This window comes from Oceanospirillum beijerinckii DSM 7166 (assembly GCF_000422425.1).
Lineage (GTDB): Bacteria > Pseudomonadota > Gammaproteobacteria > Pseudomonadales > Halomonadaceae > Oceanospirillum > Oceanospirillum beijerinckii.
The window spans coordinates 1-14661 of the sequence record NZ_KE383829.1 but is presented as its reverse complement, the minus strand read 5'-3'; the positions used below and the strand labels follow the sequence as shown (position 1 = coordinate 14661).

Sequence of the window (14661 nt, the reverse complement as noted above, 5' to 3'; positions counted from 1 at the left end):
TCGTCATTTAGATCATCTGATCGGCACCACCACCCAGAGTAATCTCACCATCCTCAGCCAAACGACGAGCAATGGCCAGAATTTCTTTCTGGGCCGTCTCTACTTCACTCACTCGGACCGGACCTTTAGCTTCAAGGTCATCACGCAACAGCTCACTGGCACGCTTGGACATATTTTTGAAGATTTTCTCTTGAACTCTGTTGTCAGCACCTTTCAATGCCAACACCAAGCTATCCGGATTAACTTCTCTCAGCAACACCTGAATATCCCTGTCATCAACATCAACAAGGTTATCAAATACGAACATCAGGTCTTCGATTTCTTCACCCAGTTGCTCGTCAACTTCCTTAATTGCTTCCATCAGTTCGCCTTCAAGCGCACTTTCAAGGTTGTTCATAATATTAGCGGCAACCTTAACACCACCCATACTGGTAGTTTGAGTGCCGGAACTGCCAGAGAACTGCTTCTCAAGAATATCATTCAATTCTTGCAACGCCTGAGGCTGGACTGATTCCAATGCGGCTACTCGAAGAATAACATCCAAACGAACCTTAGAGTCAAAGAAGGCAACCACCTCAGCTGACTGATCTGCATCCAGGTAGGACAATACAATCGCCTGAATTTGTGGATGCTCATAGCGAATAATATCTGCAATTGCCCTAGGTTCCATCCACTTCAGCGTATCAAGACCTGTCGTATTACCACCAAGCAAAATTCTATCAACCAAGCCATTGGCTTTATCTTCACCCAGAGCTTCAGTCAGCATTCGACGGATATAGCTGTCCGCACCAATACCCAAGCCTGTTACGTTACCTGAAATTTCAAGAAATTCAGACAGTACATCTTCAACCTGATCCTTAGAAACATGTTGCAGCTGGGACATTGCCATACCAACGCGCTGCACTTCTTTTGGCCCCATGTGCCTTAGAATCTGCGCCGCATCGGTCTCACCCAGAGTCATCAATAAGATAGCAGCCCTATCAACCGAGCCCAGGCTCTCCTGGTAATCATCATCACTCATCAGCTATCACCCACTGCCTTACCACCTGAGCCACACGACCAGGATCTTCCGCAATCATTGCTCTAATTGCATTCAATTGACGCTCAAATGCTTCATTTGGCCCAGCCAACAGCGGATCATCAGCCGCAGATAGTGTCACTTGATCCTCACCCAAATCATCCAGAGGAGCCAGCATTTCATCTTCAGCATCCGCTCCATCTGCAGTGTCTTTCGCAGTAGCCAGACTTTTGAGAATTGGTCGCAGCACACCAAAAATAAGAATCAAAACAAATAGACCAGCTAAAACCTGCTTGGCAATCTCCCAGAACCAAGGCTCCTGCCAGAAAGGAGGTTTTTCGAAAGCTTCATCACCAGCTCCCGCAAATGGCGAATTCACTACATTAACGCTATCACCTCGAATAGCATTAAACCCCACTGCATCACGTACCAGCACTTCCAGGCGGCGCAACTCATTTTCATCCCACGCTCTACGAACCACTTCACCGGACTCTGGCTCACGAATAATAATATCGTCAACCACAACAGCTACTGTCAGACGCTGCACCCGCCCCAAATGATTACGGGAATAACTGATAGTTCTATCAAGCTCAAAGTTACGAGTAGCTTGCTTACGACTGTTTAATGCCTGGCCGGTACCGCCCCCTTCACCATTAACGTCTTCAGGGACAGCAACCTGTCCCGGAGGCTGGTTGGATAAAGCCCCAGGAATGCCTGCGTTATTAAAATCACCAACACGCTGCTCATTCATCACCTGCTCACTACGCAAAGCAGGTAAATCCGGGTTATAAAGCTCTTCCGTTTGTTCAGTTTGAGTAAAGTCAATCTCAGCAGAAACAGCCGCCTGGTAACGCCCAGGTCCTAGAACGGGCTCAAGAATACTCCGTACCCGCTCTGTAAGAACTCGCTCAAGCTTACGGGAATACTCAAACTGACGCTGAATTTGTTTATCTGATTCTTTATCTTCACCCTGAGATAGTAAACGACCTCGTTGATCAACAATCGTTACATTCTTTGGATCAAGCTCAGGAATACTGGTCGCAACCAGGTTTACAATGGCATTAGCCTGACTAGAGTCAAGTACAGCACCACCTTGAAGATTTAGAAAAACAGAGGCAGAAGGCTTTCGATAGTCACGCACAAATACTGACTGTTTCGGAATAGCAAGATGCACCCGAGCGCCTCGCACAGGTTGCAGACTGGAAATTGTACGAGCCAACTCACCCTCGACACTACGACGATAGCGGGCTGACTCCATAAACTGACTGGTACCCAGGCCTTGTTCCTGATCTAGCAGCTCATAACCTACCATATCAGCTCGAGCGACATCCGAAGCCGCGATTTTCATCCGTGCTTCATAAATTTTATCTGACAGGACCAATAAAGCGCCAGACTTGGGATCGACCTTATAGCCAATACCATTGCGCTCAAGAATCTCCACAACGGCAGGAGAATCGTATTCGCCAATGCTACTCAAAAGAGGGCGATAATCCTTGTCTTGAGACCAAAGGACAACAGCAAAGCCGATAGCTATACTCGCAGCGAAACCCGCCAACAAACCCAACTGGCGAATCATATCGAGATTATTAAACCCCTCCAGGACGCTGCCAAAACCACTTTGCTTCTTATCAGTAGATACAGCTTCGTTTTTATCAGCCATTTTTTTCTGCTGTCTATCTTCTGGCTGCTCTGTAGAATCTTGCGCCGCTTCCGCTGAAGGATTATCCATTCACTCGAGTCCTAAAAACAGAATGATTTAACCGATGTATTGATTACACCGGCATTCTCATGATTTCCTGGTAAGCAGAAACCAGTTTATTTCTAACCTGTGTCATCGCTTCAAAAGCTACGGTTGATTTCTGAGAAGCAATCATAACCTGAGTAATATCTACCTCAGGATCACCCATCTCATAAGATTCACGTAAAGCATTAGCTGTTTTTTGCGTCTCATTGACTTTATCAATGGCATTTTTCAGCATTTCAGCAAAGTCTGGAACTTCGCCTGCTTCGTTCACCTTGTCGACGCCTTGAGTGGCACCAACCCTAACATTTGGCGTAGCACGGCTGGTCTGGTTCAGTTCAGACTGCATTGACCGAATCTGATCCAGCACACTTGATATGTCCGCTCGATCAACCATGGCTTACTCCTAACTCTCTATATTGCTGCCTCACTCAGTGTAGAGACAACAAGCCACTAGAATGCACTGCATCTAATTATTTTATATCTGTTCACGGGCAAAAGACCAGCCCGTATCTTAAATCAAATGGTCTCAATGGCTTTTTCGACATCAATCCCCATGTCTCTCATTTTCGCCAGCTTGTACCTTAACGTCCTAGGACTAATACCCAAGCGGTCAGCAGCCTTATTTTTACGCCCTTTTTCTTCGCGTAAAACAGCAATAATCATTTCAAACTCTTTCTGCTGAAGATCATCCCCCAGATTCCCTGATTCCAAAGGAGGCTTAGATACGGGATATGTTGCAGAAATCTCTTGATCAGCAGACTCTACACCGCCTTCATCCTGGAGAATTTTTGCCACCATTGAGCCACTTTCTATGCAAAGATCTTCCGCCTCAATCACCGTCGAAGGCTGCAACACCAGAGCTCTCTGAACTACGTTTTCTAGTTCTCTCACATTACCGGGCCAATGATAATGGCTGAGCTCATTTTTAGCAGACAATGATAAGACTACCGGCGCACGCCCCATTTTTTTAGCATGCTTTGCAAACAGCCGTTCTGCAAGAGGTACTACATCTGCAGCCCTTTCACGTAGCGGTGCAAGATTAATAGGGAAAACGTTGAGCCGGTAAAACAAATCTTCCCGAAACTTACCATCCGAAATATATTTCTGCATATTACGGTTGGTTGTCGCTAAAACACGCACATCTAACTTGATCGTTTTACGGCCACCCACACGCTCAACTTCCTGCTCTTGCAGAACTCGCAAAAGCTTGGCCTGCAAATCTAATGCCATCTCTGAAATCTCATCCAATAGCAGAGTACCGCCATTAGCCTGCTCAAACTTACCAGGTGCACTATTCACGGCACCAGTAAAAGCACCTTTCTCGTGACCAAACAGTGTTGCTTCAAGCATTGTTTCTGGAATCGCCGCACAGTTAATTGCCACAAAAGGCTTATCAGCACGAGGGGAGTGGCGATGAATATAGCTGGCTATCACTTCCTTGCCAGACCCACTCTCGCCAGCAATTAGCACTGTCGAATCGGTAACAGCTACTCGCTTAGCCAGATTGAACGCGAAAGCACTCTTTTCACTTACCATCACGGGCTCATCTGCTTTTGAGCCAGCATGCCCCTGAGCATACTTTTCAACCAACTCAACCAAAACCTTAGGCTCAAAAGGCTTAACTAAATAATCAACAGCCCCTTGACGCATAGCATCAACAGCGCTGGATATACTCCCATAAGCAGTAATCAGCAGCACCGATAACCCAGGGTATTTAGATACCACATGACGCAGCAACTCATGACCATCTATACCCGGCATATTGATATCAGACACAACAAGATCAAACACTGACTCTGACAGCTTGGCGATAGCAGCCTCACCACAATCCGCTTCATTTACTAGAAAGCCAGCCAACTCAAGGGTATCAACCAGCGCCTCTCGCAGATCCGGGTCATCTTCCACAACTAGAATTTTTGCCTGCATATCCAACCTATACCGTGACCAGAGGCAGATGCACTGTAAAGCAACTACCTTTTCTTATTTCTGAATGAACAGTCAGCGAGCCTTTATGCGCACTTACCACAGATTGCACAATAGCCAACCCTAACCCTGTGCCTCTGGATTTTGTGGTAAAAAATGGTTCCAGAATTTTTTCCAGTTGTTCATCAGGAATGCCTGGACCATTATCAATTACACTTATCTCAAGGCTCGCCCCAACAATTTCAGACCTTAGCTCTATTTTATCTGAACCCGCCTGTATTGCATTATTAACCAAATTCTGCAATGCACCACACAAAGACTCCTGATGCCCCAACAGCAATCCAGCCAAGCCGTTCAACTGCCACTCACAAGCGACTGATGACTGCAAAAAAATGCCTTCCAATGAAGCTTTTAAGTACTCGAAGAAATCCGCAACGTGAAATTGCTCTGCCACAGCACTGCCACCGCGGGCAAACTGAAGCATATCACCAATCTGCTGCTCAAGATTTTGTAGCCGCCCTTGAAGCTTTCCTGCAAATTTAACTCTGTTTGCTTCAGAAAGGTCACTCGCTTGCAAATGACCAGCATAAAGCATCGCCGCAGACAGTGGGGTTCTGATCTGATGAGCCAGAGAAGCGACCATTTGCCCCATCTCTGTCAGCCTTTCTGTTCTACTTAACTGCTCCTGTAAACGGCGAGTTTCAGTCATATCGTTAATGACCACCATCTGCCCGGGTTCTTTATCCAAAGAACGCGTCGCGATAGACACTAAACGCCCATCTTTGAGGGAGATCTCGTATCCATCATTCTGCTTAGGGGAAAAGCTTTGCTCTATCACCTCTATCCAGCGACAGCCTTCTATATCATTCCCCAACAAGGTTTTAGCTGTAGGGTTAGCACTACCAACAACGCCTGCCCCATTCATCACAACAACACCAACAGGAAGTAAGTTAAGTAGATTTTCGAGCTTTTCAGCGATCAGCTGTTTCTGCTCCAACTCTTGCAATCGCTGCCTTTTTGCCTCCTCCAGGTCTTCCGTCAAACGAACAATTTTATCCTGAAGTTCATTATAGGAAGCAGTTAGCTGCTCAGATAAGGCTGTGAACTCCTGGAATGCAACTTGTAGATCCTGCGCTGAAGCACTCATTTGCCACTAAACCTTCTTATAAGCCTTGATACCTTTTTGCCCTTTTAGAAAACCAGCAATCTCTTTTGCCATTTCCTGTTTCTGCTGACCCGTGCTGGTAAGTAACGCAGAAATTACCGTTATCACTCTTTCACCATCAGCAACAACCTGATTAGCAACCGACTCTGGCAGATCAGTATACTCAGAAAAAAAGCGCCTCATGCCAACATCGAACTCTAATGCCAACTGATCGGCCTCAACCCATTTCTCCTTCTCATCAGAAGCGATCAATTGCTCCAACTTCGACAACAATGCCATCTGCGCCTGCCAAACCAATATTACTTCTTCATCATACCTCATTAATACGACACCACTTAACGTCCCAAGCTACTAACGCACAGGTATACCACACTCAGCCATCGCATTACGACAATCCTGAGGAGTAGCATCCGTAAAATGAAAAATACTTGAAACCCCTACTGCAGAAATAGAAGTCTCTGCTATCCTGGCACAATCCTCTGGGGATTCTATCCCTCCAGCATATATCGCGGGAATTTTAACTACAGAGGAAACAAGATTAGCTAGATCAACACTCCCCCCCTCCATAGTCCCATCACGAGTCACATTATTAATAAGGATCTCCCCTGCCCCCTGTTTTTCAACTTCACGTAACCACTCCTCTAAAGTCATACTAACTTCTTTTCCACTGGCAGAGTAAATTTCAAAAGAGCCATCACGCTCAACAACATCAATTGATACAACAATACACTGAGAACCAAACACTTTGGACGCCTCAGCAATAAATGAAGGATTTTCTATGGCATAGCTATTAATAGCAACCTTATCAGCCCCATTTTTCAGCAATAGTTCAATATCATCAAGCGAACGCACCCCCCCCCCGACGGTGAGAGGCATGAAGCACTCCTGAGCCAAGTCCTGTATCGTAAACTTATCGATTGCCCGCCTCTGCCGGGAAGCATCTATATCCAGTAGAACTAACTCATCAACGTTACGCGTATTATAGGTTCGGATAATGGTAACAGGACTCCCTAAATTCCTGCGCTGAGAAAACTGAATTGTCTTCAATACAGAAAAACCATCCAGCAGAACTATCGGTACCACTCTTTTTCTTAACATTTTTCAACAAAATTCCTCAAAAAAGTAAGACCCGCCTGCTGGCTTTTTTCCGGATGAAACTGCACACCATAGATATTATTTTTATTCACAAAAGCCAAAACTGGCTGACCATAATAAGCATAGGCCGCCTCAACTTCTTCATTCAGCAACATTGCATAGCTGTGGACAAAATAAAAACAACTGAGACCAGGAATAGCATCAAAAACAGGGAGTGAAGGCAACTTAACATCGTTCCACCCCATATGAGGGATCTGTAACTGCCCCCCCATATCATCAATTTTACTCACAACACCATCAATTAAACCCAACCCCTGACACTCACCGCCTTCAAAGCCAGTTCGAGCAAGCAATTGCATTCCAACGCAAATCCCTAATAGTGGGACCCCCCTTTCTTGCACTGCTTGCAAAAGAGCAGCTCGAAACCCTGTTTCGTCAAGCCTTTTTGCACCCTCAGAAAAACTGCCAACTCCAGGTAGTATAATTTTCTCTGCCACAGCAAGTTGATCGGGCCCAGTAACAACTTCATGCTCAACCCCCAAATAACGCAACACTTTAGAAATGCTACCAATATTACCAATACCGAGATCAACTATAGTCACCATAAACAATCAACCTGGAAGAAAGCGTCTAATGAGATTGCCATCAGCATCCTTTTTCAATTCACCGGTCTCTTCATCCCGTTCAAACAACATACGATTGGTGAAGCGATCCAGGTTAGTGAGAAACTCATTTTCCGTAATGCTTAGATAGTCAAGAAAATCAGGCACATACTTCCAAGGAATCTTCCCCTCAGAGGTATGTTTTAGCTCCTCAACTGCCTCTTCACGCGTCATCCGTCCAGCACGAACCTCAATACACAACTGATCTGTCGCCCGACCATAGCCATACTTAATGAACTTCATATAGTCGTGAAGCCCACCAATCCACTTACAATCTAAATTTTCAATATCGTTGTAAGCGCCCTCTACAGGACCATCTGGATTTTTACTCCAACCAAGCGAACAACAAAGATCTGTATTGCGGCGAGAGTCCCACTTTTCATAATAACCAAGGAATAATCCCGTCACACCTACACGCTTTAACTCCTCATCGCTGGGATAAAGTAATGTTTTAATCGAGTTTAAATCAACACCATCATGCACAACATCAGACAGTCGATGACCGCTCATCTGAAACTGTTCCAACCAATTTCGGTCCAGATAATTATTTTCTTTATGAGAGGCAGGACCGCCATACTCGAACTGAGAGTTTTCCCCCCAAATCAAAAGAGGTATATTATAGTTAACAGCAACACGAATAGGCGCAGTAAAAATACCGATATGCTCAGGCCAACAACAGTCTCCCAACTTAAAGAAACCAATACGCACTAGCTCACGATAACTCTTACGATTACCTGATACCTGAATCAAGTCAAAGCCCTGATCCCTTAGGAAGTTAAGGTTTTTCAGACCAACTTCGGTTAACTCACAGGGAGTATGCGTAACACACAAAGGTGTCATCCCATACTTATCCCGCATAATCAACGCTTGATAACAACTATCCTTACCACCACTGACAGGTATAATACAGTCATAGGCAGAACCATCACCGCGATAACGATCTAAAATATTTCGAAACTCATTCTCACGCGCTTGCCAATCAATTTCTTTATGCTTAGCCTCAGCCGAATGACATGCATCACAAACACCATCAACAAATACTTGCTCTGGCCTGGTGACAGGGATCAAGCAGCTAGAACAATACTGCAACATAGCTCTTCCCTAAAAATAATGAATACTGTGATCATAAGCGGTCATTGCACCCTTCTTATAATCATCTCTCAACAAAACAAAGAACTCTCTCACTGACTCCATTGCCATATTAAACGATGATATCCTCACATTCTCATCAGTAGGAAAATAAAGCATATTACTCACTGCGCTTAAACAATAAAGTACAGAGCCATTAAATATTGTATATATCCACGCATCATCATCAGATATCAACTCTTTATCTTCTTGAAACCCATAAGATATTTTATCCAACAAACTCTGAGCCTCAGGCACTGTCTCTACAGGATAAATTACATCCTGAAACCAATTACAAACATCATCAACAACCTCAATAGATTGCTGAATCTCTGTTTCAATCTCTTTTAGCGCCAAATCATCAGCTACATATGAAAAGTGCGATTCATATATCTGCTGCAGCATTGAGGCCTTGTTGATCTCCAAAGGATTTAAATCCAGATCAAAAGAATGCACAGGCTCCGCACCAAGAATCTTAGCACCATCACTACAGTTGTACACTTTCATATTTTTAGGAAAGGCTTTAACAAAAGCACTTACAATCTGATCCAGCTTCACCTTATACATAGGGTAGAAGCCTGATGAATAAACAACCTCATCACCAAAATTAGGCTCAAATTCAGATGCACCTTTTAGTTTAGGTGTATAGGCTTCCTTACGCTCATCATTCATTTGATTATAAATGCTATATTTAGAATGATGATGCTCACTCGATCGATATCCCATATCGACACCAAAGAAGTAGACCTGCCTAAAGCCAAGCAATACAGCAACGGTAAAACCTGAATGAACACAACTAGGGCCGACCCCTGTTACAAGAGAAACCCCCTCATCAGCAAATAGCTTTCTTACCAGCAGAGAACCTGATTCAGTATCCTTGGGCATTTGCCCACCTCTACCAAAGAACTGAAACAAATCAGGATGCACCTGCGACATCCCAACAAAAATTGTATCAGATAGAAAATCGCCAATATCATCAGAAATATTTTCTAATAAACTTACCGTATCGTACGGCCTTTCTAATTCCACATAGATATCAGGTTTAATATTTTTATGATACAGCGCACCTAACGACGTACCGCAACTAATTACAACCGCAGCCTCCTGATTATTCTTTATATACTCTAAATCTTTATCTAAAGACGGCCCATTACCAACAACAAAGACAGGAACATCTTTCTGACCAAAATCCTTATTAACACTAAAGTCTTTCTTAATCGACGGAATTTTATTCTTAAAGTTATGATAAGTATGAGCAACACTCATTCTCGAATCATCATAAAACCCAAAACCGGCAGTTAGATCACGAGATATCCTATTCTTTAAGCCCTCAAAAAGATCACTATAACATTCTTTAAAAAAGGCCGAATAAATATAACACCCACCAAGAGTATGCCTACCAACTAAAGAGACCGAGTGCGAAAACAAGCCTAGCAACTCATCAAAGTCATCTGATAGCATAATAGAAATCGTAAAGCCTTTGGCTTCCATCTTATCTATTACTTTTTTCCAGTCGACCAACTGCATACTCGCATAAAAAACATCTTTATCGGGTTCAATAATATATAAGTTAGCAATATCATGTTCAAGATACAACTTCTCTACATCAAATCCCAAACCAATTGATAGGCAAACCATACTACCTACTTCAACCGGAAGATCTTTAACATCATCGCTAGCACGAATAGCACTACTAATTTGATAAGGATTAGTATCATTATCACGATTAATCCTATCAATCAAACTTCGGCTAAGCACTTTAGCCTGAGCCTGCCCAATATTGTACACCAAGGTATTATGAACAAAATTGGGATTACCTTCTTTAGGTTTCTCACCATTAATACATATTGCTGAATTAAATATAGGAGACTTTCGATAGGTTTCTAAGTTATTAATTATTTGTTCATACGGATTTTTATCATAAACAAGCCCGCCTGACGACGCATCAAGCAAGTTAACCCGCCCTTCGTCATCAAAAATCAAAAAATAATTATTTTCTGAGTAATCCTTGAACTCTTCATATATCGATGAATCAACCTTTTCAAAAGCTTTCAAGTTTGACTCAAGTCTCAACATAAAAAACGCAGCTAATTTAGCCGCATCATCAGAAAGCTTAATATCTTCACCCATCTTTTTTTCTCATCATCTCAGCTTTCGCAACGTCATCATCAGTAATCGCATCCCAACCTGTTTTTATCTCTTGAAGCACATCAATAGCATCATCAATTTTGGTCACATTCATCTCTACTGATGCAGCTAACAACCGATCTAAACAAAAGTCATATAGATTCACCAGATTATCGGATAGCTCAGGACTTTTTTCCCGATCAATAGATCCTGCTAACGTCAAAATAATTGCAGAAGACTTTGAAATAAAGAAACCCTTTTTTTCGTAATCTTCTTTCTCAATTGCAAACCGAGCCTGTTTCATAAAACGCAAACAACCCTCAAGTAGCAATTGCGTTATTCTATAAGGCGATGCACTTTCAATATCACTTTCTAAGTTTACAGTTTGATATTGACGCAAGGCTTTTCTCATAATTAATTCGCCTAAGTTATGTCAGCTTATGAATATGAAATATTTGACAGCGCAGCTAACTGCGGAGCAATTTGACTCATTGTACCCTGCAAGCGTGACACGGTACTATCCAATGCAGTAAACTGTTTCATTAGCGTTGCCTGATACCCCTCAATATAACGGGCATGAGCCTCATACTGCACCTCCAAGTCATCAAGTATATCATTATAAGAGTCTTCTTTACCCTTAATAACACCATCAAAACCAAGATAAGCATCCATCCGTTCACTGGTTAGTGTTGCAATACCATTATCACCAGTAAAAAGTTTCTCAAGATCATCAAAGTTTTCACTCACCGCATCATCCAAGCGCGCACTATCAACACTGAGAGTACCATCACTTTCAATCTCAAGACCAATGGCATACAGGGTATCCGCACCAGAAGCGGCACCGACCACCTGTTGAGTCAGTATCCCACCCAAAACAGACTCAATATTCCTGATAATAGGATCACCTGATAGCTTGCCATAAACAAACTGCTCTGCATCTTTATCATAGTTACCTTTAAGCTCATTCATTCCTTCTCGCAGCTTATTGTAGGCACTAGCATACGCCTCTATCTTGCTCTTGATTGAAGATGTATCTTGAGCAACAGTTACTGTTGACACCTCTCCTGGGGCTGAATCTGTAAGAGTAAGAGAAACCCCTGTAATAACACCACCAAGATCATTACTATCCTTAGTAATAGGGATTCCGTTAATTTCAATGCTTGCATCTTGTGCAACCCTTAACGTAACATCTCCCGCATCCACAACACTAGCTGGCGAATCTGTAAACCCGGTCAAATCCTTACCGACAGAAAACTGTACATTTGCCAATAGTGATGTTTTTGACTCCAAATTATTATCTGCACCCAAAACAGAAGAGTCGTAGACCAAACGCCCATCAATAACCGTTGCAGTTACACCAAAATTATCTTCATGCGAGCTGATAGCAGAAGCCATATCATTCAAAGACATGCCATCCTTGAGATCGATAGAAAACGGAGTGAACGAGGCATTCCCGTCAATATAAAACTCCAATGTATCTTTAACACCATTAGCATCAGGGGCTCCACTAAAGGTCAATGCATCATCATGCCCACCAGGAATCTGGGCTGTCGAAACTCTAGACCCCTTAGCTATATCATTAACAACAATATTATAAGTTCCTGAGACAGCACTCTCATCGGCCGTTGCAGTTAGAACCTCTCCACTTGAGGGCTGGGTCACAGTTGCAGATCGCTTACTGTATTCAGATGTATCTTTTAGGGCGTCCGCCGCGCTCTGAAAGCTGGATAACAGGCTTTTTAAAGCCCCTAAACCAGAAACTGCATCCTTCGCTTCAACCTCTTTCTGCCCTAGCTGCTTAACCTTAGGCTCGCTAGCCACCCTGACCAAACTATCCAGCATTGTATTTAGATCCAGTCCGGAACCAATACCTAACATAGGATTCATAGCTCTAACCTCCAGCGCAAATACGGAAAAAACTTACCGCTTAACACAAAAACACATTCCACATACAGAACCAAGCAATTTTGGCACCAAGCTTTAACTCTGATCTCGATCTATAATCGGGCGCAATCCATCAAAACCGGAGCTGGCATTCAGAAACCAAGAATTTCATTAAATCCAAGCACAGCAGTTTAACAAGCATCTATAGAACTGCATTTACGTTATCGGCATGAGTTTCTTATTCTTTAAGCCCCTACCCCATTTCTTAGAAACAACATAGACGACTCAGAGTATCATTTAGAAACCCAACACTCTCTTCTACAGTATAGCTTACGCCCCACCCTCAATTCATCGCAAGTTCCAGACTGAAAACTTGAGAACACGATCACTCACAACGGACCAACCAAGATAACAGAAGATAAGATATGGCTCCGTGCCTATGCGACAACACCAACTCACCCAAGGAAAAAGCAAAACTATATCAAGCAATTTAAAAACAGGTAACACAAGGCTACCGCATTTGGCGATATAGAGATTAAGTAAGTCACCAGGATATGGTATCTGACGTGGTCAAGCAAATGTGAGCGTAACTATTCAGCTGCCTGATCAAAAATATCGGGTAGCTGCCCACAAAATAGTAGGGTTAAAGCATTACTCGCTGATACTGATTGCTTACGGCATGATGTGAGATAACTGCGGATCAAGCAGAACTGTTCCGCTCCTTGATGGCTGCGGAAACAACCTGATATCTTTTGATGAACTTTCGTCATCCTGATTGTTGGTAAAAGGAACTTCTGGGACGCTCAAAAATCTGAGAACGTCATCCTCATAAGCCCTTAATCTTTCTAACAAAGCCCTGGATTTACTTCGTTTCAAACGCCCTCGCTGGCCTTCTTTACGTTGGCTTTCATCTGGAGGAGGGCTTTCCTCATCACCAGCTTCTAAGATAGCTCTATATCGCTTGAGATAACTGAGCCTGACTTCTGGAGGCACCAACCCATCGTGCTCCAAAGTGGCCTTGTTCATCTCTTTAAGTAGATCCTGAAGTGACTTGGCCCATGCTTGACTTTCTTGCTCCCAGGCTCTTTCCAGCTCTCTCAGATGATGAGCATTACACAGAGCATGCTGGCAGCTTTTATATTGATAATAAGGCTTCCAATGATCATGGCAAAGAACACCTTTGAAGTCAGGCAGGATATCAGCCGCATCCATGGCTTCCTGCCCGCGCTTACGGTGTGAAGAGAAGTAAGTCCACTGATCGGTTGAGGCCGAATGTAACCAGTGCCGTTTGCCATCAATATTGATCCCTGTTTCGTCGACATGTAAAACAGGAGCTGTGCGGAGTGATTGTTTAATCACGGCTTCAGCACCCAGGACCTGGATCTGCTGTGCAGCCTGCTGATTAAAATTAAATAGGCTTCCTGCACTGACAGGCAATCCAAGCTGCTGTGAGAAATACTCTTCTATCCGCTGATAAGGCAGCAGTTGATACTGGGACAGATAAACCGCATGAGCTTTAACACCCGGCCCATACTGGACTGAGGATGTGACCCCTTCAGGAAATGCTGCAACGAAACGTTGACCCCGTTCATCCTCGAGTATTTGGGCCTGATATTCCACAATGGTTCGAGTGATATCAATGTCGAAGACCTGCCGCTTCTGATAGCCGATTTCTTTATATTGACCTTTAGCAGCCTGTCGGACTATTAGCCCATTTCATCCAGATCTAGGATAATAGCCCTTTTCAGGTTCCAGCAGGATATATCATGAGTCGCTTTCGTACCATCGATCGTCAAACGCCTTATCTACTTCCTCCATCTATTGATGACTGGCTGCCTGAAGATCATTTAGCTCGCTTTATTGTAGAGGTTGTCGATAGTCTGGATTTGCAAGCCATCCAGGGAGCATATCGCGG

Annotated in this window: 12 protein-coding genes and 2 pseudogenes; 1 reads left to right on the top strand and 13 read right to left on the bottom strand. The window is 43.6% G+C overall.

Annotation, left to right across the window (positions count from 1 at the left end):
* Positions 1–7 precede the first annotated feature (7 nt).
* The 13 genes and pseudogenes from fliG to tnpC form a co-directional block, all read right to left on the bottom strand.
* Positions 8–1021 (bottom strand): flagellar motor switch protein FliG, encoded by a 1014-nt coding sequence (gene fliG / locus H579_RS0119975; RefSeq protein ID WP_028302117.1) that lies wholly within the window; start codon positions 1019–1021, stop codon positions 8–10.
* Positions 1014–2747 carry a flagellar basal-body MS-ring/collar protein FliF gene (fliF, locus tag H579_RS0119970; RefSeq protein WP_245583321.1) on the bottom strand — a complete coding sequence of 578 codons (1734 nt, stop codon included), beginning with the start codon at positions 2745–2747 and terminating at the stop codon, positions 1014–1016. Before fliF ends, fliG begins: the two co-directional genes overlap by 8 nt.
* 43 nt (positions 2748–2790) lie before the next feature.
* Entirely contained in the window at positions 2791–3156 is a 366-nt protein-coding gene (gene fliE, locus H579_RS0119965; RefSeq protein WP_028302115.1) for a flagellar hook-basal body complex protein FliE, read from the bottom strand.
* Between the two features lie 122 nt (positions 3157–3278).
* On the bottom strand, positions 3279–4688 hold the full coding sequence (locus tag H579_RS0119960) for a sigma-54-dependent transcriptional regulator (RefSeq protein ID WP_028302114.1): 1410 nt from the start codon (positions 4686–4688) through the stop codon (positions 3279–3281).
* 7 nt (positions 4689–4695) lie between these two features.
* A complete protein-coding gene (locus tag H579_RS26810; protein ID WP_051228054.1) occupies positions 4696–5832 on the bottom strand; it encodes a sensor histidine kinase in 1137 nt (378 codons plus the stop codon).
* Positions 5833–5838: 6 nt separating this feature from the next.
* Positions 5839–6171: a hypothetical protein gene (locus H579_RS0119950; protein WP_028302113.1), complete on the bottom strand. Its 333-nt coding sequence runs from the start codon at positions 6169–6171 to the stop codon at positions 5839–5841.
* 30 nt (positions 6172–6201) lie between these two features.
* Complete coding sequence (gene hisF / locus H579_RS0119945) at positions 6202–6948, bottom strand: imidazole glycerol phosphate synthase subunit HisF (RefSeq protein WP_028302112.1); 747 nt, start codon at positions 6946–6948, stop codon at positions 6202–6204.
* A complete protein-coding gene (hisH, locus tag H579_RS0119940; RefSeq protein ID WP_028302111.1) occupies positions 6942–7550 on the bottom strand; it encodes an imidazole glycerol phosphate synthase subunit HisH in 609 nt (202 codons plus the stop codon). The genes hisF and hisH overlap by 7 nt, the downstream gene beginning before the upstream one ends.
* Positions 7551–7556: 6 nt before the next feature.
* Positions 7557–8699, bottom strand: coding sequence for an N-acetyl sugar amidotransferase (locus H579_RS0119935; protein WP_211224767.1), 1143 nt, complete (start codon positions 8697–8699; stop codon positions 7557–7559).
* A gap of 9 nt (positions 8700–8708) precedes the next feature.
* Complete coding sequence (locus H579_RS0119930) at positions 8709–10865, bottom strand: motility associated factor glycosyltransferase family protein (RefSeq protein ID WP_028302109.1); 2157 nt, start codon at positions 10863–10865, stop codon at positions 8709–8711.
* Positions 10858–11274 carry a flagellar export chaperone FliS gene (gene fliS, locus H579_RS26805; RefSeq protein ID WP_051228051.1) on the bottom strand — a complete coding sequence of 139 codons (417 nt, stop codon included), beginning with the start codon at positions 11272–11274 and terminating at the stop codon, positions 10858–10860. Before fliS ends, H579_RS0119930 begins: the two co-directional genes overlap by 8 nt.
* Positions 11275–11300: 26 nt before the next feature.
* Positions 11301–12749, bottom strand: a complete 1449-nt coding sequence (gene fliD, locus H579_RS0119920; protein WP_028302108.1) for a flagellar filament capping protein FliD — start codon at positions 12747–12749, stop codon at positions 11301–11303.
* Positions 12750–13336: 587 nt separating this feature from the next.
* Positions 13337–14432, bottom strand: a pseudogene (gene tnpC, locus H579_RS26800) (IS66 family transposase); the annotation flags it as partial.
* An 80-nt stretch (positions 14433–14512) separates the two neighbouring features.
* Between tnpC and H579_RS28990 the strand changes: the two are divergent.
* A pseudogene (locus H579_RS28990) lies at positions 14513–14661 on the top strand (IS5/IS1182 family transposase); the annotation flags it as partial.

Bases quoted from the DNA above. Each gene is read 5' to 3' on its own strand.
- H579_RS0119950 (WP_028302113.1), bottom strand. From the start codon at position 6,171: ATGAGGTATGATGAAGAAGTAATATTGGTTTGGCAGGCGCAGATGGCA.
- hisH (WP_028302111.1), bottom strand. From the start codon at position 7,550: ATGGTGACTATAGTTGATCTCGGTATTGGTAATATTGGTAGCATTTCT.
- fliE (WP_028302115.1), bottom strand. From the start codon at position 3,156: ATGGTTGATCGAGCGGACATATCAAGTGTGCTGGATCAGATTCGGTCA.
- hisF (WP_028302112.1), bottom strand. From the start codon at position 6,948: ATGTTAAGAAAAAGAGTGGTACCGATAGTTCTGCTGGATGGTTTTTCT.
- fliG (WP_028302117.1), bottom strand. From the start codon at position 1,021: ATGAGTGATGATGATTACCAGGAGAGCCTGGGCTCGGTTGATAGGGCT.
- H579_RS0119960 (WP_028302114.1), bottom strand. From the start codon at position 4,688: ATGCAGGCAAAAATTCTAGTTGTGGAAGATGACCCGGATCTGCGAGAG.
- fliD (WP_028302108.1), bottom strand. From the start codon at position 12,749: ATGAATCCTATGTTAGGTATTGGTTCCGGACTGGATCTAAATACAATG.
- fliF (WP_245583321.1), bottom strand. From the start codon at position 2,747: ATGGATAATCCTTCAGCGGAAGCGGCGCAAGATTCTACAGAGCAGCCA.
- H579_RS0119930 (WP_028302109.1), bottom strand. From the start codon at position 10,865: ATGGGTGAAGATATTAAGCTTTCTGATGATGCGGCTAAATTAGCTGCG.
- H579_RS26810 (WP_051228054.1), bottom strand. From the start codon at position 5,832: ATGAGTGCTTCAGCGCAGGATCTACAAGTTGCATTCCAGGAGTTCACA.
- fliS (WP_051228051.1), bottom strand. From the start codon at position 11,274: ATGAGAAAAGCCTTGCGTCAATATCAAACTGTAAACTTAGAAAGTGAT.
- H579_RS0119935 (WP_211224767.1), bottom strand. From the start codon at position 8,699: ATGTTGCAGTATTGTTCTAGCTGCTTGATCCCTGTCACCAGGCCAGAG.